The 20,537-nt window shown below is 73.3% G+C and carries 18 protein-coding genes; 8 read left to right on the plus strand and 10 right to left on the minus strand.

Annotated features, from left to right (window positions below):
• Nucleotides 1-17 precede the first annotated feature (17 nt).
• From ACFVYS_RS33160 to ACFVYS_RS33185, 6 genes are all read right to left on the minus strand, one after another.
• Nucleotides 18-1,046, minus strand: coding sequence for an AAA family ATPase (locus tag ACFVYS_RS33160; RefSeq protein WP_389508115.1), 1,029 nt, complete (start codon nucleotides 1,044-1,046; stop codon nucleotides 18-20).
• A gap of 84 nt (nucleotides 1,047-1,130) precedes the next feature.
• Nucleotides 1,131-2,846 (minus strand): trypsin-like peptidase domain-containing protein, encoded by a 1,716-nt coding sequence (locus ACFVYS_RS33165; protein ID WP_389508117.1) that lies wholly within the window; start codon nucleotides 2,844-2,846, stop codon nucleotides 1,131-1,133.
• Nucleotides 2,843-3,169, minus strand: a complete 327-nt coding sequence (locus ACFVYS_RS33170; RefSeq protein ID WP_389508119.1) for a CU044_2847 family protein — start codon at nucleotides 3,167-3,169, stop codon at nucleotides 2,843-2,845. The genes ACFVYS_RS33165 and ACFVYS_RS33170 overlap by 4 nt, the downstream gene beginning before the upstream one ends.
• An 85-nt stretch (nucleotides 3,170-3,254) precedes the next feature.
• A complete protein-coding gene (locus ACFVYS_RS33175) occupies nucleotides 3,255-4,940 on the minus strand; it encodes a carboxyl transferase domain-containing protein (protein WP_389508121.1) in 1,686 nt (561 codons plus the stop codon).
• Nucleotides 4,937-6,400, minus strand: coding sequence for an acyl-CoA synthetase (locus ACFVYS_RS33180; RefSeq protein WP_389508123.1), 1,464 nt, complete (start codon nucleotides 6,398-6,400; stop codon nucleotides 4,937-4,939). The genes ACFVYS_RS33175 and ACFVYS_RS33180 overlap by 4 nt, the downstream gene beginning before the upstream one ends.
• A gap of 71 nt (nucleotides 6,401-6,471) precedes the next feature.
• Entirely contained in the window at nucleotides 6,472-7,536 is a 1,065-nt protein-coding gene (locus ACFVYS_RS33185) for a MerR family transcriptional regulator (protein WP_389508168.1), read from the minus strand.
• A gap of 185 nt (nucleotides 7,537-7,721) precedes the next feature.
• Here ACFVYS_RS33185 and ACFVYS_RS33190 point away from each other — a divergent pair, with 185 nt between their 5' ends.
• A complete protein-coding gene (locus tag ACFVYS_RS33190) occupies nucleotides 7,722-8,606 on the plus strand; it encodes a RimK family alpha-L-glutamate ligase (RefSeq protein ID WP_389508125.1) in 885 nt (294 codons plus the stop codon).
• A 28-nt stretch (nucleotides 8,607-8,634) separates the two neighbouring features.
• Here ACFVYS_RS33190 and ACFVYS_RS33195 read toward each other — a convergent pair whose 3' ends face one another.
• Nucleotides 8,635-9,225, minus strand: a complete 591-nt coding sequence (locus ACFVYS_RS33195; RefSeq protein WP_389508127.1) for a hypothetical protein — start codon at nucleotides 9,223-9,225, stop codon at nucleotides 8,635-8,637.
• A 163-nt stretch (nucleotides 9,226-9,388) separates the two neighbouring features.
• Between ACFVYS_RS33195 and ACFVYS_RS33200 the strand changes: the two genes are divergently transcribed.
• Both ACFVYS_RS33200 and ACFVYS_RS33205 read left to right on the plus strand, forming a co-directional pair.
• On the plus strand, nucleotides 9,389-10,162 hold the full coding sequence (locus ACFVYS_RS33200; protein WP_389508129.1) for an IclR family transcriptional regulator: 774 nt from the start codon (nucleotides 9,389-9,391) through the stop codon (nucleotides 10,160-10,162).
• On the plus strand, nucleotides 10,159-11,010 hold the full coding sequence (locus ACFVYS_RS33205; RefSeq protein ID WP_389508131.1) for an SMP-30/gluconolactonase/LRE family protein: 852 nt from the start codon (nucleotides 10,159-10,161) through the stop codon (nucleotides 11,008-11,010). The genes ACFVYS_RS33200 and ACFVYS_RS33205 overlap by 4 nt, the downstream gene beginning before the upstream one ends.
• Nucleotides 11,011-11,112: 102 nt before the next feature.
• Here ACFVYS_RS33205 and ACFVYS_RS33210 read toward each other — a convergent pair whose 3' ends face one another.
• The 3 genes from ACFVYS_RS33210 to ACFVYS_RS33220 are packed head-to-tail and all read right to left on the minus strand — an operon-like array spanning nucleotide 11,113 to nucleotide 14,583.
• Nucleotides 11,113-12,642, minus strand: coding sequence for a pyridine nucleotide-disulfide oxidoreductase (locus ACFVYS_RS33210; protein ID WP_389508133.1), 1,530 nt, complete (start codon nucleotides 12,640-12,642; stop codon nucleotides 11,113-11,115).
• Between the two features lie 52 nt (nucleotides 12,643-12,694).
• Nucleotides 12,695-13,966: an MAB_1171c family putative transporter gene (locus ACFVYS_RS33215; RefSeq protein ID WP_389508135.1), complete on the minus strand. Its 1,272-nt coding sequence runs from the start codon at nucleotides 13,964-13,966 to the stop codon at nucleotides 12,695-12,697.
• On the minus strand, nucleotides 13,963-14,583 hold the full coding sequence (locus tag ACFVYS_RS33220) for a toxin-antitoxin system, toxin component family protein (RefSeq protein ID WP_389508137.1): 621 nt from the start codon (nucleotides 14,581-14,583) through the stop codon (nucleotides 13,963-13,965). The genes ACFVYS_RS33215 and ACFVYS_RS33220 overlap by 4 nt, the downstream gene beginning before the upstream one ends.
• A gap of 226 nt (nucleotides 14,584-14,809) precedes the next feature.
• On the opposite strand from ACFVYS_RS33220, the gene ACFVYS_RS33225 reads away from it, so the two are divergent.
• The 5 genes from ACFVYS_RS33225 (at nucleotide 14,810) to ACFVYS_RS33245 (ending at nucleotide 20,381) form a co-directional block, all read left to right on the plus strand.
• Nucleotides 14,810-16,168, plus strand: coding sequence for an extracellular solute-binding protein (locus ACFVYS_RS33225; protein WP_389508138.1), 1,359 nt, complete (start codon nucleotides 14,810-14,812; stop codon nucleotides 16,166-16,168).
• Nucleotides 16,165-17,106: a carbohydrate ABC transporter permease gene (locus ACFVYS_RS33230; protein WP_389508140.1), complete on the plus strand. Its 942-nt coding sequence runs from the start codon at nucleotides 16,165-16,167 to the stop codon at nucleotides 17,104-17,106. The genes ACFVYS_RS33225 and ACFVYS_RS33230 overlap by 4 nt, the downstream gene beginning before the upstream one ends.
• A complete protein-coding gene (locus ACFVYS_RS33235) occupies nucleotides 17,103-18,008 on the plus strand; it encodes a carbohydrate ABC transporter permease (protein WP_389508142.1) in 906 nt (301 codons plus the stop codon). The genes ACFVYS_RS33230 and ACFVYS_RS33235 overlap by 4 nt, the downstream gene beginning before the upstream one ends.
• 57 nt (nucleotides 18,009-18,065) lie before the next feature.
• Entirely contained in the window at nucleotides 18,066-19,577 is a 1,512-nt protein-coding gene (locus ACFVYS_RS33240) for an alpha-N-arabinofuranosidase (protein WP_389508144.1), read from the plus strand.
• 345 nt (nucleotides 19,578-19,922) lie between these two features.
• Nucleotides 19,923-20,381: an RrF2 family transcriptional regulator gene (locus tag ACFVYS_RS33245; protein ID WP_389508146.1), complete on the plus strand. Its 459-nt coding sequence runs from the start codon at nucleotides 19,923-19,925 to the stop codon at nucleotides 20,379-20,381.
• The last annotated feature ends 156 nt before the right edge of the window (nucleotides 20,382-20,537 follow it).

A 20,537-nucleotide genomic window follows, 5' to 3' on the forward strand; every position in this document is an offset into this window, starting at 1 on the left:
CACCCCCCGGTGTCTCCTCAGAAGCCATCGCCGTCCGCCGTGGCGCTGAGGTACGGCATCAGTCGCTCCGCCAGTGCGTCGCGGGACTCGGCGTCCAGACCGGCGACTCCGGTGAGGTAGAGCGCGTTCAGCAGCTGGTCGGTGGCGAGTTCGCCGTCGGCGGCGCGGGTCAGGAAGCGGTCGATGAGGTGTTCCGCCTCGCCCTGCGGGGTGTCGAGATGGGCCCGGACGATCTCGGTGAGCTGCTCGCGGCCGGGGCGGCGCAGCTTGAGCCGGACACAGCGGCGCAGGAAGGCCGGCGGGAACTCGCGCTCGCCGTTGCTGGTCAGGACGACGAACGGGAAGGCGCGGCAGCGGACCCGGCCCCGGGCGACGGCGACCGGGTCGTCCGAGCCGTCGGCCAGCACCCCGGCGGTGAGGTCCTCGGCGGAGTGCCGGGCCGCGCGCATGAGTTCGGGGATCTCGTACTGCCCCTCCTCCAGGACGTTCAGCAGGTCGTTGGGCAGGTCGAGGTCGCTCTTGTCGATCTCGTCGACGAGGAGCGCGCGGGGGCGTTCGTAGGGCAGCAGGGCGGTGCCGAGGGGGCCGAGACGCAGATGGTCCTCGACCCCGCCCCCGGTCTCCCCGTCCCGTTCGCGCCACGCCGCCTGCCGGGCGGCGTACAGCCGGGACAGCGGGTCGTACTGGTAGAGGCCGTCGGCCAGCGTGGAGCGGCTGGTGATGTTCCAGCGCAGCACCGGGCCGAGACCCAGCTCGCGCGCCACCGCGTACGCCAGGGAGGACTTGCCGGTGCCGGGCGGACCGGTGACCAGCAGCGGGCGGCGCAGCACCAGGGCCGCGTTGACGAGTTCGACGCTCTCCGGGGTGGCGACGTACGAGCGGGCGCGGTGGACGCGGTCGGGGGAGACGGCCGCCTCGTCGTCGGCGTCCCGCGGCGGCGGCACGACGGGTTCGCCGTCGAACGCCCGCCAGGGCGGCGGCTCGGGCAGCCGGTCGATGCCGTCGTGCGGCTCGCTGTTCCCGGTGTAGACGGACCAGTGCGGCATGGTTCTCCGAAACTCTGGTGGGGCTCGTGTGACTCGTGCGGCTCGTGGCTCGGTTGTGGGGATGGAGGCGGGGCGGACGCGGGCTCAGGTCACGGGGGTGTGGGGGAGGCCGGCCGCGTCGCCGTGCGGGTCGGTGAAGAGGCGCGGGTCGTCCCACAACAGCTGGATGTCGTGCGCCCAGTGGCCGTCCTCCGCGTCGGCCTCCTCGCGCAGCGCCAGTACCCGGCGCGGGAGTTCGGCGGGCGACACTCCGGACACACAGGTGTCGAGCTCGTCCAGGAACGTCTTGCCCGCGCAGCCGTCCCCGCCGGCGCAGGACGCGCCGGGACCGCCGGCGCAGCCCTCGCGGGACCAGATGACCATCGGCGCGGGCGCGTTGAGCGAGGTGTCGAAGTGCGGGCGGGTGTGGGAGGCGGCCGGGGCGGTCGCGAAGCCGGCGAGACAGGCGTCGTCCTGGCGCAGCCGCACCCGGAGCCGGCGGGGTTCCTCGGGGCTGCCGCACTCGACCCGGTGCACCCGCGCGCCGGGCGCCGCGTCGAGCCGGTTCCACACCCGGGTCAGCTGGTGCCGGACACCCGCCCGGCGGCGCGCCTGGTCGGTGACGACGAGCGGGTACACACAGCCGAGCGGGGTGTCGTCGTCGGGCGTGCTCGCCCAGCGGTCGACGGGCAGGTCGATCCAGTCGCGGGGTAGCGCGAACGCGAGCAACTCGTCGCAGCCGGGCGTCAGATACCGGAACGCGGCCTCGATCCGGTCCTGCACGAAGGCGCGCAGGCCGGCCTGCGGGACGGTGCCGGAGCCGACCGGATGCCGGCGCCCCCCGCTGTACGCGGACACCTCGACCCGTACGTGTCCGTCGCCCGCGCCGCTGTGCTGGAGGTCGACGAGGATGGGCGACCAGTCGGGTGCCGCGGCCGTCTCGACGGGCGCCTGGAACAGGGCCTCCACATGCGCGGTGAAGCGGGCGACAGTGGCCGCCGCGTCGCCGCCGTCGACCTCGCACAGCACGAACAGGGCCGCCGACCACAGCGAGTCGAACCCCTCCTCGGGCGCGTCCGGGTCCCACGGTCCCCGCGCGGACTCGTAGAGCCGCACGCGCCGCCCCGGATCGCCGTCCAGGCCCGCGCGCACGGCGCGTTCGACCAGTCCGCGCAGCCGGGCGCGGTCGGCGGTGGGGTGGTCGGAGGTGGGGACCAGGCCCTCCAGGTCGGGCCAGTAGCGGGCCATGACCTCGGTGGGCATCATCCGCCCGTTGTGCACACCCCGGTCACCGGCGGCCGCGGTGACCATGCCGACGACCTCACCGGTGTCCGCCAGGGTGACCGCGGCACCGCTGAACCCGGGGGCGAGCGGCTGGCCGCCGGGCTGCCAGGCCTCCAGCTGGATCCACTCGCGGTTGAGCAACTGCGTCGCGGTGATGCGGTATTCGGCGAGGGTGCCCTCGTCGAAGCCGACCGGGAAGCCGTAGACGACGAGCTTGCGGGGCCGGTCGGGCCGCCGGCCGTGGGCGGCGTCCACGGGGGCCAGCGCGGCCGGGGCCACCGGGACCTCGTGCGCCAGCTCCAGGACCGCCAGGTCGCCGAGGTCGGTGGTGCCGCCGCCCCAGCCGCCGTCGGCGATCAGCCGGGCCGGTACGGCGGGGGCGCCGGGGCGTTCGGTGAAGGTCACCGTCAGGGTGCCTGGGTCGGCCTGCCGCACGACATGGGCGCAGGTCAGCACCCGGCGCGGGGTGATGAGGAAGCCCGCGCCCGCCACCTGGCCCGCGCTCTCGATCCGGGCGTGCCATTCGGCGCTGTTCATGCGGCGGGGGAGGAGGGCGACCAGGTCAGCCGGACGACGAGGTGGCCCTCCGCCGTGCCCTTGGCGATGATCGCGCCGGTCTCCGCCGACAGCTTCACCCCGAACTCGATCTCCACCCCGTCGGGCCGCAACGTCCCGTCGCGGAACACCCGCAGCGCGGACTCGGCGGCCGCGCGCACGCCCTCCAGGGCGCCCTCGAAGGTGCGGGCCGCCTGGACCGTCCCGTCGCGGGCCACCAGCCGGGAACCGGGCCGTCCCTCCGTGACCGCCTCGACGGCGACCACGGCACCGTCGTCGGTCCTGAACTCCACCAGTCCGTCCACGGTGCCCCCGTAACCCCTCACTCATGTAGTCCTGCGGCTCTGCGCGCATCCATTGTCACGGACGGTACTGGAGATTGTCCTGTGTTCAGCGCGCCTCCGTGATCCGGATCACCCCCAGCTCCACCAAGTCCTGTGGCCGGATCCGGAGTTGATCGGCCGTCGCCTCGACCTCCCGCGGGGACCGCTTGAGGATCGCCGCCGCCGACTCCGGTGCGATGACGGAGAAGTAGCTGTCCGGGGTGGCCCAGGTGCGGCCGGGCGCGGCCAGGGCCAGCGCGCCGCCGGAACCGCCCTCGCCGATGACGAGCGTGGTGATCGGCGTACGGGCGGTGGCGACCACGCCGAACAGCTCCGCGATCGCCGCCCCGGCCCCCTGCCGTTCGGCCTCGGCGTCGTTGGCCGCGCCCGGGGTGTCCACCAGCGTCAGCACCGGGATGCCGAGCCGGTCCGCGAGGCGGATCAACCGGGCGGCCGTGCGGTACCCGGCGGGCCGGGTGGCCGCCCCGGTCTGGGCCGCGTAGCCGACCGTACGGCCCCGGTGGACGCCGAAGCCGCACAGCATCCCGTCCGGGTCGACCCCGCCGCACCGGTCCCCGGAGATCGCGAGCCGATGGCTGAAGTAGGCGTCCAAGTAGGCCCCGGCGCGCGGCCGTTCCGCCGCCCGAGCCCGCCGGACCGCCTCCCACCCGGTACGAGGCAGCTCCGCGACACCGAGAGCGACGGGAACGGGAGCGGGCTCCCGAAGCGACCCCGGGGGAGGCCCGGTCACGGAACCGCCCACCCCGGGGCCGGGGCCGGTCTCGTCGGCGGCCGGCCCGCCGGGGGTGCCTTGATGCTCGGCCGGCCGTGCTGCGGCCTCGCGACGTGGCTCCGACGGGGGTTCGGCCGGGCGGTTGCCCGTGCCGGGTGCGGCGCTTGTTTCGGCGGCGGCCGGCCCGCCGGGGGTGCCGTGGGTCCCGGGCGGTACTGCCGCGGCCTCGGGATGTGGCTTCGCTCGGGGGCCCGTCCCGGGGGCCGTCGTCTCCCGTGCCGGGCATGGCTCGCCGGGGGTGCCGGGGGTCCCGGCCGGATGGTGCGCTGACGGTGTTCCGTCGGTCAGGAGACGCAGCCATCGGCCCAGTACCTCCCGTAGCTCCGCCGGGGGCACCACCGCGTCCGCCGCTCCGGCCGCGACCTGCGCCTGGGCCGTGTAGGCGGCCGGGTCGGCGTCGGGCGGCCGGACCCGTGAGCCCGCGAAGCCGACCTGGGCGTCCGGCAGCGCGAGCACCACGTCGGCGCCCGCGCCCAGGGTGGCCCAGCCGCCGCCGGTGGTCGGGTCCCGCAGGACCGCGATCTGCGGCAGCCCGGCCTCCCGGGTGAGCGCCGACTGCCGCGCCACCCGCTGGAGTTGGGTGAGCGCGAGCATGCCCTCCTGCATCCGGCTGCCGCCCGTGGCGACCAACGGCACGACCGGCAGCCGGTGTTCACGGGCGTACGTGTACGCCGCCTCCAGCCGGTCACCGGTGCGCTCGCCCAGCGATCCGCCCAGGAAGCCGAACTCGAAGGCGATCAGCACGGCCCGGGTGCCCCCGACGCTCGCCGTGCCGCAGACGACGGACTCCGACTCACCGGTACGCCGGGCGGCGCGCTCGCGCGAGGCGTCGTAGCCGGGCCAGCCGAGGGGCCCGTCGGGAGCGGAGGCCCGCTCCCCGCCGGGCGGGTCGGGGAACCGGGTGAAGTCGTCGGCGACCAGGGCGACGACCTCGCGCGCGCTCGCCCGCCGCGTCGTCATGACGGCAGCGCCCGCTTCATGATCTTCCCCATGTCGTTGCGGGGCAGCGCGTCGAGATAGCGCACCACGCGGGGCCGCTTGTGCGGGGCCAGCCGACGGGCCACGTGGTCGGCCAACTCGCTCTCGGTCGGCAGGGCTTCGGGATCCGTCGGCACGACCCACGCGACGATCCGCTCCCCGAGGTCCGCGTCCGGCTCCCCGGTGACGGCGGCCTCGCGCACCCCCGGATGCTCCAGCAGCGCGTTCTCGATCTCACCGGCCCCGATCTTGTACCCGCCGCTCTTGATGAGGTCGGTCGCCTTGCGCCCGACGATCCGGACATAGCCGTCGGGGTCGCGCACGGCCACATCACCCGTGCGGAACCAGCCGTCGGAGGTGAAGGCGGCGGCCGTCGCGTCGGGCCGGTTGAGGTACTCGGTGAACAGGTTCGGCCCGCGCACCTGGATCTCCCCGACGCTCTCCCCGTCGTACGCCTCGACGGCCGACCCGTCCTCGTCCACCAGCCGCAGCTCCACGCCGGGCAGGGGCACCCCGACGGTCCCCGCCCGCGCCTCCCCGTCCGCCCGGACACTGGTGTTCATCAGTGTCTCCGTCATCCCGTACCGCTCGATCACCCGCCGCCCGGTCGCCGCCGCGATCCGCTCGTGGTCGTGCACGGGCAGCGCGGCCGAACCGGACACCAGCAGCCGCGCTCCGGCGAGCGCCTTGGCCAGTGCGGGGTCGCCGGGCAGCGCCTCGGCGATGCGGTGGTACATCGTCGGCACCCCGAAGAGCATGCTCGCCCCGGTGCTCAGCTCCCGCGTCACGCCCTCCGTGCCGAACCTCCCGAGATGCCGTACCGACCCGCCGCGCCGCAGCGGCCCGAGGATCCCCAGCACCAGCCCGTGCACATGGAACAGCGGCAACCCGTGCACGAGGACGTCGTCCCCGGTCCACTGCCAGGCGTCGGCGAGCGCGTCCAGGGTCGTGGCGATCGCGCGACGCGGGATCACCGCGCCCTTGGGCGGCCCGGTGGTGCCGGAGGTGTAGACGACGAGGGCGGGATCCTCGTCACCCACCGGCGCCACGGGCGCGCCCGCACCCTGCACGTCCGCGTCGGCGCGGGCGTCCACCTCGACATCGATCCGTACCAGCTCCCGCAGCGCGTCGGGCAGTTCGTCGCCGGGGGCCGCCAGAACCGCCCGCGGCGCGCTGTCGCCCAGGATGTGTCCAAGCTCCTTGTCGCCCGACTTCGGGTTCAGCGGCACGGCGGCCACCCCGGCGAGCAGCGCGCCCACCACCGCGACGGCGGTCTCCAGCGCCGGGGTCGCCCACACGGCGACCCTCCCCTCCTCCCGCACCCGCGCACCGACGGCACCGGCCGCCGCGGCGAGCTGCGCGTACGTCAGGGAACGCTCGCCGAACCGCAGGGCGGGGCGCCCGGACGGGTCGTCCGTCAGGGCCGGGAAGAGAGAGGACACGGAACGGGCTCCTTGACTGGCTGCGGGACACGACAGATCCGTTCATACCCCACGCGCCCGGCCCTCACCTGTCAGGCCGCCGCCTCCACCACGTCCGCGACGACACAACTGACGTTGTCCGGCCCGCCGGCGCCGTTCGCGGCGCTCACCAGCGCGTGCACGGCGGCGTCCGGGGCCGGGGTCGTGCCGAGGAGCGCGCGGATGTCGTCGTCGGGGACGACGGTCGAGAGACCGTCGGAGCACAGGAGGTAGCGGTCGCCGGGGCGGGCGTCGTGCAGACGGAGGTCGGGGGTGCCGTGGCTGCCGCCGGACAGGGCCTTCAGGAGCAGGGCGGGCTGGGGATGGCTCAGGGCCTCCTCGGGGGTCAGCCGGCCCTCGTCGAGCAGAGACTGGACGACCGTGTGGTCGTGCGTGATGCGGCACAGGCCGCCGTCACGCAGCAGGTAGGCGCGGGAGTCCCCGATGTGGACGAGGGCCAGGCGCGATCCCGTCCACAGCAGCGCGGTCAGTGTGGTGCCGGTCTCGGCGGTGCCGCCGGACACGTCCCGCACGGCGTCGCTCGCGCCCCGCACCGCGTCCTCCAGCAGGTTGAGCACCCCGCCCGCCGGTGCCTCCTCGGTGTCGAGGAACCTCAGCGCCTCGACGGCGGCGCTGCTCGCGGGCCCGCCGCCCGTCCCGAACCCGTCGGCGACGGCGAGCAGCCGGGCGCCCGCGTAGGCGGTGTCCTGGTTGGCGGGCCGGACCAGGCCCCGGTCGGAGTGGGCGGAGTAACGCAGTTCGAGCATGGCGGTGTCCCTTCGTGCGGTGTCCGAGAGGTGGTCCACGAGGAACGCGGCGAGATCCCGTCGCGCGGCCGTCTCCGCCTCGATCCGCGCCCAGTACGCGCGGATCTCCCGGGCGGCGGCCGCCGGATCGTCGAGGGCGCGGATCTCACGGATCCGGGCCAGCGGCATGCCGAGACGTCGCAGCCACGCCACGAGCCGGGCCTGCTCCAGCTGCTCCACCGCGTAGTGGCGGTAGCCGGTGTCCGGGTCGACCCGGGCGGGCCGCAGCAGGTCCAGCTCGTCGTACAGACGCAGTGCCTTCGGTGACAGCCGACTGGCCCGCGCGAAGGCGCCGATCGTCAGCGTCCGTATGCCCATGCCGGTCTCCCCGTCGCCGCCGCTTTCGTGTTCCCGCCACCGATGCTGGGGCTTCCCCGAGGGGGAAGGTCAAACGGGTTGTCCCGGTCGCGGGGACGGCCGTTAACCTGCGGAGGTACTACACAGACGTACGAATACCGACGTGCGGCTGTACGGATGTACGAGAACGGAGTCCCGCCGTGCCCCGAGTCGCCCTCGTCACCTACGACCCCCGGCCGGAGCCGAGCAAGGACCGCGACCTTCCCGGGCTGCGGTCGGCGCTGGCGGCGGCCGGTGCCGAGGCGGACGTCGTGTGCTGGGACGACGCCGACGCCGACTGGGCCTCCTACGACCTCGCGGTCATCCGCTCGACCTGGGACTACAGCTGGCGTGCCACCGAGTTCACCGCCTGGGCGGAACGGTGCGCCAAGCTGACGCGGCTGGCCAATCCGGCCTCCGTCGTGCGCTGGAACACCGACAAGCGGTACATCGGGGAGCTCGCGGCGGCCGGCGTGCCCACGGTCCCCACCCGCTATCTCGCCCCGGGTGACGCCGACGCCCCCGCGGGGCTGCCGGTCGACCACGAGTACGTCGTCAAGCCCACCTCCGGCGCCGGCGCCCGATACGCCGCCCGCTACACGCCCGACCAGCACGAGGCGGCCGTACGGCACCTCGCGCGGATGCACGCCGAAGGGCTGACGGCGATGGTGCAGCCGTACATGCGCAGCATCGACACCGGCGGGGAGCGCGCCCTTCAGTTCTTCGGCGGGCGCCTGCTGCACGCCAGCCGCAAGCGGGCCGTACTGGCCCCGGGCACGGCCTTCGACGCGGACAAGGTCGCCCACCCCGGCCTGGAGCCCTGGATCCCGACCCCGGCCGAGCTCGCCGTCGCCGAACGCGCCCTGGCCGCCGTACCGGACGCGCCGGAGCTGCTCTACGCCCGGGTCGACCTCGTGGACGGCGACGACGGGGAACCGCGCGTGATGGAGCTGGAACTGGTCGAGCCGAACCTGTTCCTGTTCCTGCACCCGGAGTCGGTGCCGACCGTCGTGGCGGCGATCCTGGCGGCGGCCGCCACCCCCTGACCGCCCCCGCGTCACCACGGGCCCGCCGCTACTCCCGGATCCCCGTCCGTTGCAGCAGTCCCCAGGTGAACTCGGCGACGACCTCGCGTCGTACGCCCCAGTCGTCCGGAGCCGTGAAGGCCAGCCCCCAGCGGGTGGGGGCGGTGCCCTCCAGCGGGCGGGCCGGGGCGAAGGCGAGCGCGACCTCGTCGACCGTGCAGGACCAGGGGGTGAGGTCGTCGAGGCTCGTCAGGCGGGGCGGCGGGGCTCCCGGGGCGCGGACCAGCCACTCGTTCCAGACGCCGCCGTTCGGCGCGAGGAGCACCTCGAAGCGCAGGTCGGGCCAGAGGGGCAGCGGCCAGAGCCAGGCCTCGCAGTCGAGGTCCCCGACGCGGCGGGGCGCCCGGGTCTCCGGTTCGCCGAGGACCGAGCGGTAACGGGCCAGCGAGCCCCGGGCGTGCGGGGAGTGGAGCATCGCCTGCCAACGCTTGTTGGCCTCCCGCATCTGTGCGAGGGAGACGCCCAGCGCATGGCGGGCGTTCTCCACCAGGTCAGGGTTGTGATCGGCCATGCGGCGCAGCAGGACCTGTTGGAAATCGAACGCCGTGAACGATCCGGTGAGGCGTTTCTGGGTCGGCATGCCCTCCATCCTGGCCCACCCGGCACCCCGCTCTGGGCCACTGTGCGTTTCCCGACCATTGCCCGGCGCAACGCCGTATGACAGCCTGTGTTCGTCATGCCGATCGCCTGTTGAAATCTCGAACACAGGCACTGAGACGACTAACTAAGGGAGGGGGCCGGTTGTGGGACGCCTGGTACCTGCCGTGACCCGAGCTCTCGACATTCTCGAGCTCTTCCTCGACGGGGACGGTTCGCTCTCCGCCCCCGATATCGTGCGCAAGCTGCAGCTTCCGCGCACCACCGTGCACGAATTGGTGACCACACTCTCGGCACGGTCGTACATCGTGGCCGTACCGGGACAGCCCGGACGCTACCGCCTCGGCGTACGTCCGTACCAGCTCGGCAGCCGCTACGCCGAGCAGCTCGACCTCGCCGCCGAGGGTCAGCAGGTCGCGCGCTCCGTCGCTGAGACGTGTGACGAGACGGTCCACGTGGCGATCCTGGAGGGCACGGACGTCATCTACATCGCCAAGGTCGACTCCACGCACGCGGTCCGGATGGTGTCGGCCGCCGGCCGTCGTCTTCCGGCCCACTGCACGTCCGTCGGCAAGATGCTGCTGGCCTCGCTCTCCGAGCCGGAGCTCAGCGCGCGCATCCCCGACGACGCCGACCTCATCCGGATGACCCCGAACAGCATCACCGAGCCCGGTGCCCTGCGCGAGGCCCTGGCGGAGATCCGGGAGCGGGGTGTCGCGGTGGAGAGCCGCGAGTCCAACCCGGACGTCAGCTGTGTGGCGGCCCCGGTGCGCGACCGCACGGGCCAGGTCGTCGCCGCCCTGTCCATCTCCGTGCCGATGATCCGCTGGAGCGACGACCGCCGGGTGGAACTGGAGCAGCTCGCTGCGAAGGGCGCCGCCGAGCTGTCCGAGCTGCTGGGCTACCGGAGCGTGGCATGACGACGTCGTACGAGGTGGCCGTGCGGGCCGAGGCCGTCCTCGGCGAGGGGCCGACCTGGGACCCGGTCACCGGCCGGCTGCTCTGGCTGGACATACTCGGCTCCCGCCTGCACGGCTACGACCCCTCGACCGGCCGCCGCACCGTCCGGGCGACCGAGCAGCACGTGGGCGCGGCCAAGCCGCGCGCCGGGGGCGGCCTGGTCCTCAACCTCCGGGACGGCGTGGGCCTGCTCGACCCGGACGGCGGCTTTCGCTGGCTGCACCACGATCCGGTCCCCGGCCGCCGCGCCAACGACGCCGCCGTCGCGCCCGACGGCTCGCTCTGGGCCGGCACCATGCGCTACGACGAGGCCCCGGGCGGCGGCAGCCTGTTCCGGGTCACCGGCGACGGCTCGCCCGAGCCGGTCCTCGACGACGTGGCGGTCAGCAACGGCACCGGCTGGAGCCCGGACGGGACGCTGATGTACTACATCGACTCGCCGACGCGCCGGGTCGACGTCTTCGCGTACTCGGCGGACGGGCGGCTGAGCGACCGCCGCACCCTCGTCGAGATCGAGGACGGCGCCGGCTTCCCCGACGGCCTCACGGTCGACGCCGACGGCTGCGTGTGGGTGGCGCTGTGGGACGGGGGAGCGGTGCGCCGCTACACCCCGGCGGGCGAACTGGACCGGGTGCTCACCCTCCCGACCCCCAGGGTCACGGCCTGCGCGTTCGGCGGGGCCGACCTGACCGACCTGTACATCACCACCGCCCGGGTGGGCCTGGAGTCCCCGCACCCGGTCGCCGGCTCGCTGCTGGTGATACCGGGGGCCGGGAAGGGACTGCCGCAACCGGCGTTCGCGGGCTGAATACGGGCCCGGCGGACGGACGAAGGCGGGCGGTCGGCCCGGCACGAGGCGGCGCGGCGCCGCCCGCCCGCCCCGTACCGCCCGTCCGCCCCGCGCCCCGGACTACTCCAGCCCCGCCCGTTTCCGCTCGTCGCCGGTCAACGGCGGTCCGGTCAGCGCCGGTTTCCATGGACCCATCGCGGCCGCCAGCAGCACCGACGGAGCCAGCAGTACCTCGGGCCCCCGCTCCAGCGACGTCACGTCCGTCACCCGGCGGGCGATCCGGCCGTTGCCGGTGGCCGTGAGCATCAGGCGGCCGACATACGCGGCGACGAGCCGGTCCCGGAGGGTGGGCCCGTCCTCGGTCGCGCCCGGGCAGAACACGTCCTGGCCGACGGCGAGGTCCCACGCGGTGCTCACGGGCCGGGCCACCGCCTTCTGCACCCGCCGGGACAGCCCGGCGGAGCCCCATCCCCGCCGGCGCACCACGTCCCGCAGGATCACCGCGCTCTGGGCGGCGACGGCCAGACCGTGGCCGTAGAGCGGGTTGTAGGCGGCGAGGGCGTCGCCGACCACGGTCAGGTTCTCCGGCCAGGCCGGCATCCGCTCGTAGAAGTGGCGACGGTTGACGGTGGCCCGGGTGTACGCCACGTCGGACACCGGTTCGGCCCGCTCCAGGAGCTCGCCGATGACCGGGTGGCGCAGTTCCTCGCGGGCGAAGCGTACGAAGTCGTCGTTCTCGGCGGAGGGTTCGCCGCCCCGGGTGCCGTTGAGGGTGGCGATCCAGTGTCCGTCCTCGATGGGCAGCAGGAACCCCGCCCGCCCCGGCCCCCCGGCACGCGGGTCGGGCTGCACGTTGACGATCGGATACCCGGAGCGGGCCTGTTCCGGCGCGCGATAGAGACGACTGGCGTACGCCAGCCCGGAGTCCACCTCGCGCCGCTCCACCTCGGGCAGCCCGAGCTCGGTCAGCCACCGCCCGACCCGTGACCCGCGCCCGGTCGCGTCGACCACCAGCCCGCCGGAAACCACCCACTCCGCGCCCGCGTCTCCGTCCGGGGTCGGGGTCGGCCCCGCGCCCGTGGTCGTGCCGGGGGCCGGTGCCGGGTCCGGGCCTGCGGTCGAACTCGTCGCCGGACGGGCGCCCCCGACCGCTCCCGCTCCTGCGCCCGCTCCTGCGCCCGCTCCCGCGCCCGCTCCCAGCGCTGCGGCAGCGGCCGGCGTCGGGCCGCCCCGCGCTCTCACCCGTACCCCCGTGACCGCCTCCGCGTCGCCCGTCAGACCCAGCACCTCGACGCCGGAGAGCAGTTCGATCCGGTCGTCCGCGAGGACCTGGGTCCGGAGCGTCGCGTCCAGGAGGTCGCGGCCGGCCAGGATCACGTGGTGCGACTCGGGCCACCGCCGGAACCAGCCCCGTGCGCCCATGACGACCATGTCCGTGGTGACCGGCGCCCGGCGCGCCCCGGCGGCCAGGAGGGCCTCGGTGACGCCCGGCAGGAGTTCCTCCACCGCCCGCACCCCGCCCGACCACAGCATGTGGGCGTGGCGGGCCTGGGGCAGGCCCTTGCGCGGGGCGGGGCCGTCGGGCAGTACGTCCCGCTCGACGACCACGACCCGGTCGGCGAGGCCGGCCAGGGCGCGTGCCGCGAGCATGCCCGCATGGGATCCCCCCAGGACTACGGCGGTTCTGGCGGGGTTGGAGGGTTCACTCATGCGTGGACATGCTCTCTGCCGGGGCGGCCGCGTGAGCGCGGACCGCCTGGATGTCGACGGGGTGGCGAAGGACGCGGGACACGGCCTGGATCTCCCGCAGGAGGTAGGTGGTGTCCGGACGGGAGGACCCGGACGGGTCGGACGAGGTGGTGGGGGAGGCGGCGGTGGCGGCGGTGGAGTTGGCGGTCAGGGGCTCCGGGGGCTCCGGGTGCCGCAGCGCCCGGGTCCGGGCCTCGACCGCGTCCAGGAGTGTCACGGCGGCGGCGAGGGCCTGCGCCCGGCCGCGCTCGAAACCGAGGGCGACACCCGCGTCGTAGGACCGCGCGCGCAGGTCGTCGTCGAGGTACCGGGCGAGCTGGAGCAGCGCGTCGCGGATGAACGTCTCGCGCCGGATCAGCCGCAGTTCCGGCGTGGCGCGCAGGTCGAAGGGCTCGCGGGCGCCGGTGACGCTCCGCATCAGCCGGGACAGGGGCCGCAGACTCCGGTGCCGGCGGCGGATCCGCCACCGCTCCTGGAGGTACTGCCCGGCGTGCGGGACGATGAAGCCGATCGCGACCAGGGTGGCGGCGATACAGGCGGCCGACGGGGCGATGTTGGTGTTCAGCCAGTCCAGGTCGTGCCCGGTCCAGCGGGCCCCGACGGCCGTCAGCTTGGCCGCGCTGAACAGCAGGTTCGTCACATAGCCGGCCCCCAGGAACCGGAGTCCCCAGCGCAGCCAGGCGTCGAGGCCCTCGGTGCGGCTCCAGTTCCAGACCAGCCGGGCGGTGACCGAGCAGGCCACCGTGTGCGCGAGCAGGTAGAGCAGGATCTCCTCGCGCATGAAGGGCGTGTTGGCGTAGTACGTGTCCAGGTCCCGGATCTGTTCCACGGGGACGTCGGCGAGCGCGAAGAGCACCCACAGCGCGACGACCACCCCCGCGTAGACGGAGACCACCCAGCGGGTCGCCCTCCGGGTCTGGGCCGAGCGCTCGGTACGGCCGTTGCGCCAGGCGATGATCAGCAGCAGCCAGGACGCGGAGAGCGCGGTGAGCAGCGAGTACACCCAGGGCGCCGCGATGTTCGGCACGCCGGTGACCCGGTTGGTCCAGGCGATGGTCTTGGGGGCCGCGAACACGAACACGGCGCAGGCGAAGACCAGCAGACCGCCGACGGCGCGCAGCAGCGGGTCCCGCCAGAGCTTGAGGATGCTGGGCAGCTTGATGGCGAGGGCCGCGCCCAGGACCACGGTGGGCAGCCAGAAGGAGACGTACAGCCCGTGGCTCACCGCGCGGTGCCCCTGCGCCCGCGATAGCCGAGGGTCCGCTGGACCGCGGCCGTCTCCCCGCCCGGCCCGGCGGCGGCAGGTCCCGAGTCGGACAGATAGCGCCGGAAACGGGCCGCGAGACGGTGGCCGAAATCGTCGGCCTCGGCCTCGTCGTCCTCCCGGGAGCCGTTGCGGGCGGCGACGGTCAGGGCGAGGGAGTCCCAGCCGGACCGGCCGGCCAGCACGCCCGCAGCCACCGTGCCGACGCCGTGGTGGTGCCGGTGGCCGGCGTGCAGATGCCACAACTCATGTCCGAGTATGACCAGTTGCTGCACGTCTTCGGCCCGTTCCTCGACGATGACCAGGTCGAAGTCCTGGAACTCCACCCACAGCCCGGTCACCTCGATCTCGTCGGGGAACCGCTCGAACCGCACCTCGACGGGCCGCCCGCCGCGCCGCGCGGACATCTCCTCGCACAGCGCCCGGCACACCTCCCGCACACCGGCCGGCCGGCCGGGGCGGGCCCGTACCGCGGCGGAGAGATCGCCGGTCAGCTCGCGCATGGCCGGTCCGGTTCTCGCGCGCCGCAGCGCCGAGCCGATCCGGGCCGCCCTCCCGCGCGCGCCCGCGATGTCCATCCGCTCCCCCTTCTCAACCGCCGTACGGCAGCCCGTTCGAGCCTACGCGGCCGGTTGTGCCCACGTCACGGGAAGTCTTCACGGGGCCGTCGGGGCCCGCCGATAGAAAGCGCTGTCATAGATCCCGTCAAAACCATTGACGTGCAGGCGCATCGATTTTACGGTCCCGTTCGAAGTTACGAGCGGAATTCGAAATGTCGAACCAACCGAACGACAGGGGGAAGGTATGGGACAACCTGGCCTGAATCGCAGGCAACTTCTCGCCGCCGCCGGCGGGTTGGCGGTGGCGGGCAGTTTCGGCTTCGCCGCCCTCGGTACGGGGGCCGACGCGCTCGCCGCCGGGGCCCGCACCCGGGTCCGCTACTGGAACCTCTTCCAGGGCGGCGACGGCGCCAACCAGGTGGCGATGGTGGACGCCTTCCGCGACGGGCACCCGGATGTCGCCGTGAAGGACTCCACCCTCGCCTGGGGCGGCCCCTACTACACCAAGCTCGCCATGGCCGCCGCCGGCAACCGCGCCCCTGACCTCGGGGTCATGCACCAGGGCCGCATCCCCGGCTTCGCGCCCGGCCGGCTCCTGGACCCCTGGGACGTGGACCTCCTCGCCAAGCACGGCGTACGCGAGGCCGACTTCAACCCCGTGCTGTGGCAACGCGGCATCGTCGACGGCAAGTTGTACGCGCTGCCGCTGGACATCCACGTCCAGCTGAACTTCTACCGCAAGGACGTCTGCGAGAAGGCGGGACTCCTCGACACCGCCGGCCGCCTCCCCGCCGCCGGCTCCACCGACGAGTGGTTCGACCTCCTGAAGGAGGCCAAGGGGCAGCTGAAGAAGGGGCAGCAGACGCTCGGCCTGCACGCCAACGACCAGAACTTCTGCTGGTGGTTCTTCGTCGCCTTCTACCAGCAGCTCGGCGGCACCTACTTCGACGACGACCACACGAGCGTCACCTTCGACACCGACAAGGCCACCCAGGTCCTGGAGTTCTTCCGCAAGCACGTCACCGACGGCTACGTCACCGTCGGCGAGGCCGACGGCGAGGCGTTCCTCGCCGGTTCACCGTTCACCTGGGAGGGCAACTGGTCGGTGCCGTACTTCAACGGCGAGAAGGTCGAGTACGGCGCTCAGCCGCTGCCCCCGGTCTTCGGCACCCCGGCCACCCACGCCGAGTCGCACTCCTTCGTCCTGCCCCACCAGGCCGACCGCGGCGGGGACGCGAACGAGGGCGCCTACCGGCTCGCCGCCTACATGGTCACCCACGCCACCACCTGGGCCAACGGCGGCCATGTCCCGGCCTATCTGCCCACCTTCAAGGACCCCGCCTATCTGGAACTCGCCCCGCAGAGCGAGTACTCACGCCCCGCCATGGACCACCAGGCCAACGAACCCCACATCTGGTTCGCCGGCTCCACCGGCGTCCTCGCCCAGCGCGTCGGCCCGATCGTGGCCGCCTCCAACCTCGGCTCGGCCACCCCGGACGCGGCGGCCCGCCGGATGAAGTCCGCGCTGGCGCAGCTGCTGGCGATGAGGAACCCGATGGACGGCCGCACGGCAGCCCAGGAGCTGAAGGGAGCCGGCGCATGAGCACGCTCGCGCACGCCGGGACACTGCCGCCGCGCACCGCGGTCGCCGCCGAGTCCGCCCGCGCCCGCTGGGGCCGCCGCTTCCAGCACGGCGGCTGGTTCGTGGCCCCGTTCTTCGTCCTCTACGGACTGTTCGTCGTGCTGCCGGTCGTCCGCGGGCTCTATCTGAGCTTCACCGACGCCAACATCTCCGGCGACCACACCGCCTTCGTCGGCCTCGACAACTACCGCGAGGCCCTGAAGGACGACCTGGTCTGGGACTCCCTCTGGCACAGCGTGCAGTTCACGCTCTACGTGGTCCCGGTGATCGTCGTCGTGGCCCTGCTGATGGCACTGATCGCCCACCACACCGTGCACTTCAAGTGGCTGTGGCGGCTGTGCTTCTTCGCGCCCTTCCTGCTGCCCTCCGCGGTCATCGGCAACCTGTGGTGGTGGCTGTTCCAGCCCACCAACGGCATGGTCAACCACGTCCTCGGCCTGGAAACCCCGTGGCTCACCCAGAAGTCCACGGCGATGCTCGCGGTCGTCGTCGCGACCCTGTGGTGGACGGTCGGCTTCTCCTTCCTCCTCTACCTGGCCGCCCTCCAGAACATCCCCCACCACCTCTACGAGGCCGCCGAGCTGGACGGGGCGAACGCGTTCCAGCGGATGCTGCACATCACCGTGCCCAACCTGCGCAACATCACCGGCCTGGTCTTCGCCCTGCAGATCCTCGCCTCGCTCCAGGTCTTCGACCAGGCCGTGGTGATGTACCAGTTCGGACCGGGACCGGAGGAATCCACCCGCACCTTCGTGCAGTACACCCTCGAACAGGGCTTCACCAGCTACCGCGTGGGCTACGCCTCCGCGATCTCCTTCATCCTCTTCATCATCGTCGCGGCCGTCGCCCTCGGGCGGATGTGGCTGCTGCGCAACCGCGAGGAGGTCGCGACCCGATGACGACGCCGACCACGCCCACCGCGCCGACCGCGCCCCCCGTGCTGCCGACGCCCCCGACTCCCGCGCTGCGCAAGCCGCGCGGCACCTGGACCCCGGCCCAGATCGCCCTCACGCTGGTGGCGGCGGCCCTCTCCCTGGTCTGGCTGGCCCCGCTCGCCTGGGCGCTGTCGACGTCCCTCAAGACCCCCACCGAGTCGGTGACGTCCCCGCACTGGATCCCGCAGGACTTCACCGCGGAGTCCTGGAAGGCGGTGATCGAGGCCGGCAACATCCCCAACTGGTTCGTGAACTCGGTCGTCGTGTCCGTCTGCGTCACCTTCATCGTCCTCGCGGTCGCCTCCCTCGCGGGATACGGCTTCGCGCGCACGGAGTTCCGCGGCAAGTCGGCGCTGATGGCGCTGACGATGGCGGGCCTGATGTTCTCCCCGGCGATCCTCGGCGTCCCGCTCTTCACCACGGTCCAGTCGCTCGGCATGGTGGACACCTACTGGGGCATGATCCTTCCGCAGTGCGCGCCGGCGGCGATGGTCTACATCCTCTACAAGTTCTTCCAGTCGCTGCCGAAGGAGCTGGAGGAGGCGGCCTTCATCGACGGCGCGGGCCGCTGGCGGATCTTTTTCACGATCGTCCTGCCCCTGTCGAAGCCCTCCCTCTCGGCGGTCGGCATCTTCACCTTCATCGCTTCCTGGAACAACTTCCTGTGGCCCTACATGGTGACCAACAACCCCGACCTGATGACCATGCCGAACGGCATCGCCACCGTGCAGAACGCCTTCGGCATCGTCTGGCCCCAGCTCATGGCCGGCGGACTGCTGGCCGGCCTCCCGCTGATCGTCGTGTTCGTCTTCTTCCAGAGCCAGATCGTGCGGGGCGTGGCCCACACCGGTCTGGCGGGCCAGTGATCCGGAGACGGACCCCCGACCCCCGACGGACAGGTACCCCCTCCTCGAAAGGCGTTCATGCGCACCGCACGTCTCACCCTCGACCCCGCCTTCACCATCGGCGAAGTCAACCCCCGCCTCTTCGGTAGCTTCGTGGAGCACCTGGGCCGGTGTGTCTACACCGGTATCTACGAGCCCGGCCACCCGTCCGCCGACGAGGCGGGGCTGCGGACCGACGTCCTGGAACTGGTCCGCGAACTCGGCGTCACCGCCGTCCGCTACCCCGGCGGCAACTTCGTGTCGGGGTACAAGTGGGAGGACTCGGTCGGCCCCGCCGAGGAGCGCCCGCGCCGTCTGGACCTCGCCTGGCGCTCGACGGAGACGAACCGCTTCGGGCTCTCCGAGTACATCGCCTTCCTGAGGAAGATCGGCCCGCAGGCCGAGCCGATGATGGCGATCAACCTCGGCACGCGGGGCGTGGCGGAGGCCCTCGAACTCCAGGAGTACGCCAACCACCCGGCCGGAACGGCGCTTTCGGACCTGCGGGCCGACCACGGTGACAAGGACCCCTTCGGCATCAAGGTCTGGTGCCTGGGCAACGAGATGGACGGCCCCTGGCAGACCGGCCACAAGACCGCCGAGGAGTACGGCCGTCTCGCCGCCGAGACCGCTCGCGCCATGCGCCAGATGGACCCGTCCGTGGAACTGGTCGCCTGCGGCTCCTCCAGCCAGTCCATGCCGACCTTCGCCGAGTGGGAGGCGACGGTCCTCGCGGAGACGTACGACCTGGTCGACCACATCTCCCTGCACGCCTACTACGAGCCGCAGGACGGCGACATCGACTCCTTCCTGGCCTCGGCCGTGGACATGGAGTCGTTCATCGAGAACGTCGTCGCCACCTGCGACCACGTGGGCGCGAAGCTCAAGTCGAAGAAGAAGATCAACCTCTCCTTCGACGAGTGGAACGTCTGGTACATCTCGGGGTGGCACGAGATCGAGGACTCCGCCACGCGGGACTGGGCCGAGGCCCCCCGTCTGCTGGAGGACAACTACAGCGTCATGGACGCGGTCGTCTTCGGCTCGCTCCTCATCGCGCTGCTGCGGCACGCCGACCGGGTGACGGTGGCCTGTCTCGCCCAGCTCGTCAACGTCATCGCGCCGATCCTCACCGAGCCGGGCGGCCCGGCCTGGCGGCAGACGACGTTCTTCCCGTTCGCGCAGGCGTCGAAGCACGGCCGGGGCACGGTCCTCGACGTGCGGGTGGACTCACCGACGTACGTGACGGCCAAGTACGGCGAGGCGGACCTCCTGCACGCCACCGCCGTCCGCGCCGACGACGGCACGGTCACCGTGTTCGCGGTCAACCGCAGCCGCACCGAGGCGCTGCCCCTCCACATCGGGCTGACCGGCCTCGACCTGACCTCGGTCGTCGAACACAGCGTGCTCGCGGACGCCGACCCGGATGCCCGCAACACCCTCGCCGACCCCGAGCGGGTCGCCCCGCACCCGGCCGAGGGCACGGCGCTGACGGACGGCGCGCTGACGGCGACGCTGGAGCCGCTGTCGTGGAACGTGATCCGGCTCGCGTGATCCGGCTCGCGTGATCTGGCCGGCCTGACCGGAAGCGGCCGGGTGGGCCGGGTGCGGCCGGGCGTACGAGGGTGATCGGCGCCCGGCCGCCCGGGCGCGCCCGCCTGCCGTCCGGCCGGTTGCGCCCGTCCGGCCGGCGGTTTTTCCGGTCACCCCTTCGTCGGCCGCGCCCCGGCCGCATGAGCCGTCCGTCCGGGCGCGGGGGCAGACGCCGGGGGCACAGTGGGCGGGAGCCCCCTGGGTGCTGTCGTGGGTGGTCCTGCGGGCACGGGAGGAACGGTCCGGCGCCGGGCGCCGGGTCGCGCCAGACCCGTGACGGTCGGCGGCTGACGGCACAATGGGCCCATGAGGATCTCGGCACGGGCGGACTACGCGGTGCGGGCGGTACTGGAGCTCGCCGTACGGCAGGGCGGCGACCCGGTGAAGGCCGAGTCGATCGCCGCCGTGCAGGACATTCCGCACAAGTTCCTCGAGGGGATCCTCGGCGACCTGCGCCGCGGGGGGATCGTCGACAGCCGGCGCGGCGGGGGCGGCGGCTACCGGCTGGCTCGTGACCCGGCGGCGATCACGGTCGCGGACGTGATCAGGGCGGTGGACGGCCCGATCGTGTCCGTACGCGGCGAACGCCCGACCGGCCTGACGTACATGGGCTCGGCGCAGCCCCTGCTCCCGCTCTGGATCGCGCTGCGGGCGAACGTGCGGCGGATCCTGGAGGGTGTCACGATCGCCGACATCGCCGCGGACTCCCTGCCGGACCCGGTCCAGGCGCTCGCCGAGGAACCGGCGGCCTGGGAGAACCCGTGAGTCACGGCCACCGACGGCATCGCCCGAACCCGGGCGGCCGACAGGGGCCCCGCCCGGCGCACTTCGTACGGATCTCCTATTTTCGAGCTTCCAAGAACCCGGAGCGGGCGCGATTCACCGCGTGACACGATCCTGGCCTGCCGGAGCGAAAGGGCG

The sequence above is a fragment of the Streptomyces sp. NPDC058295 genome (assembly GCF_042880655.1).
GTDB lineage: Bacteria > Actinomycetota > Actinomycetes > Streptomycetales > Streptomycetaceae > Streptomyces > Streptomyces coriariae.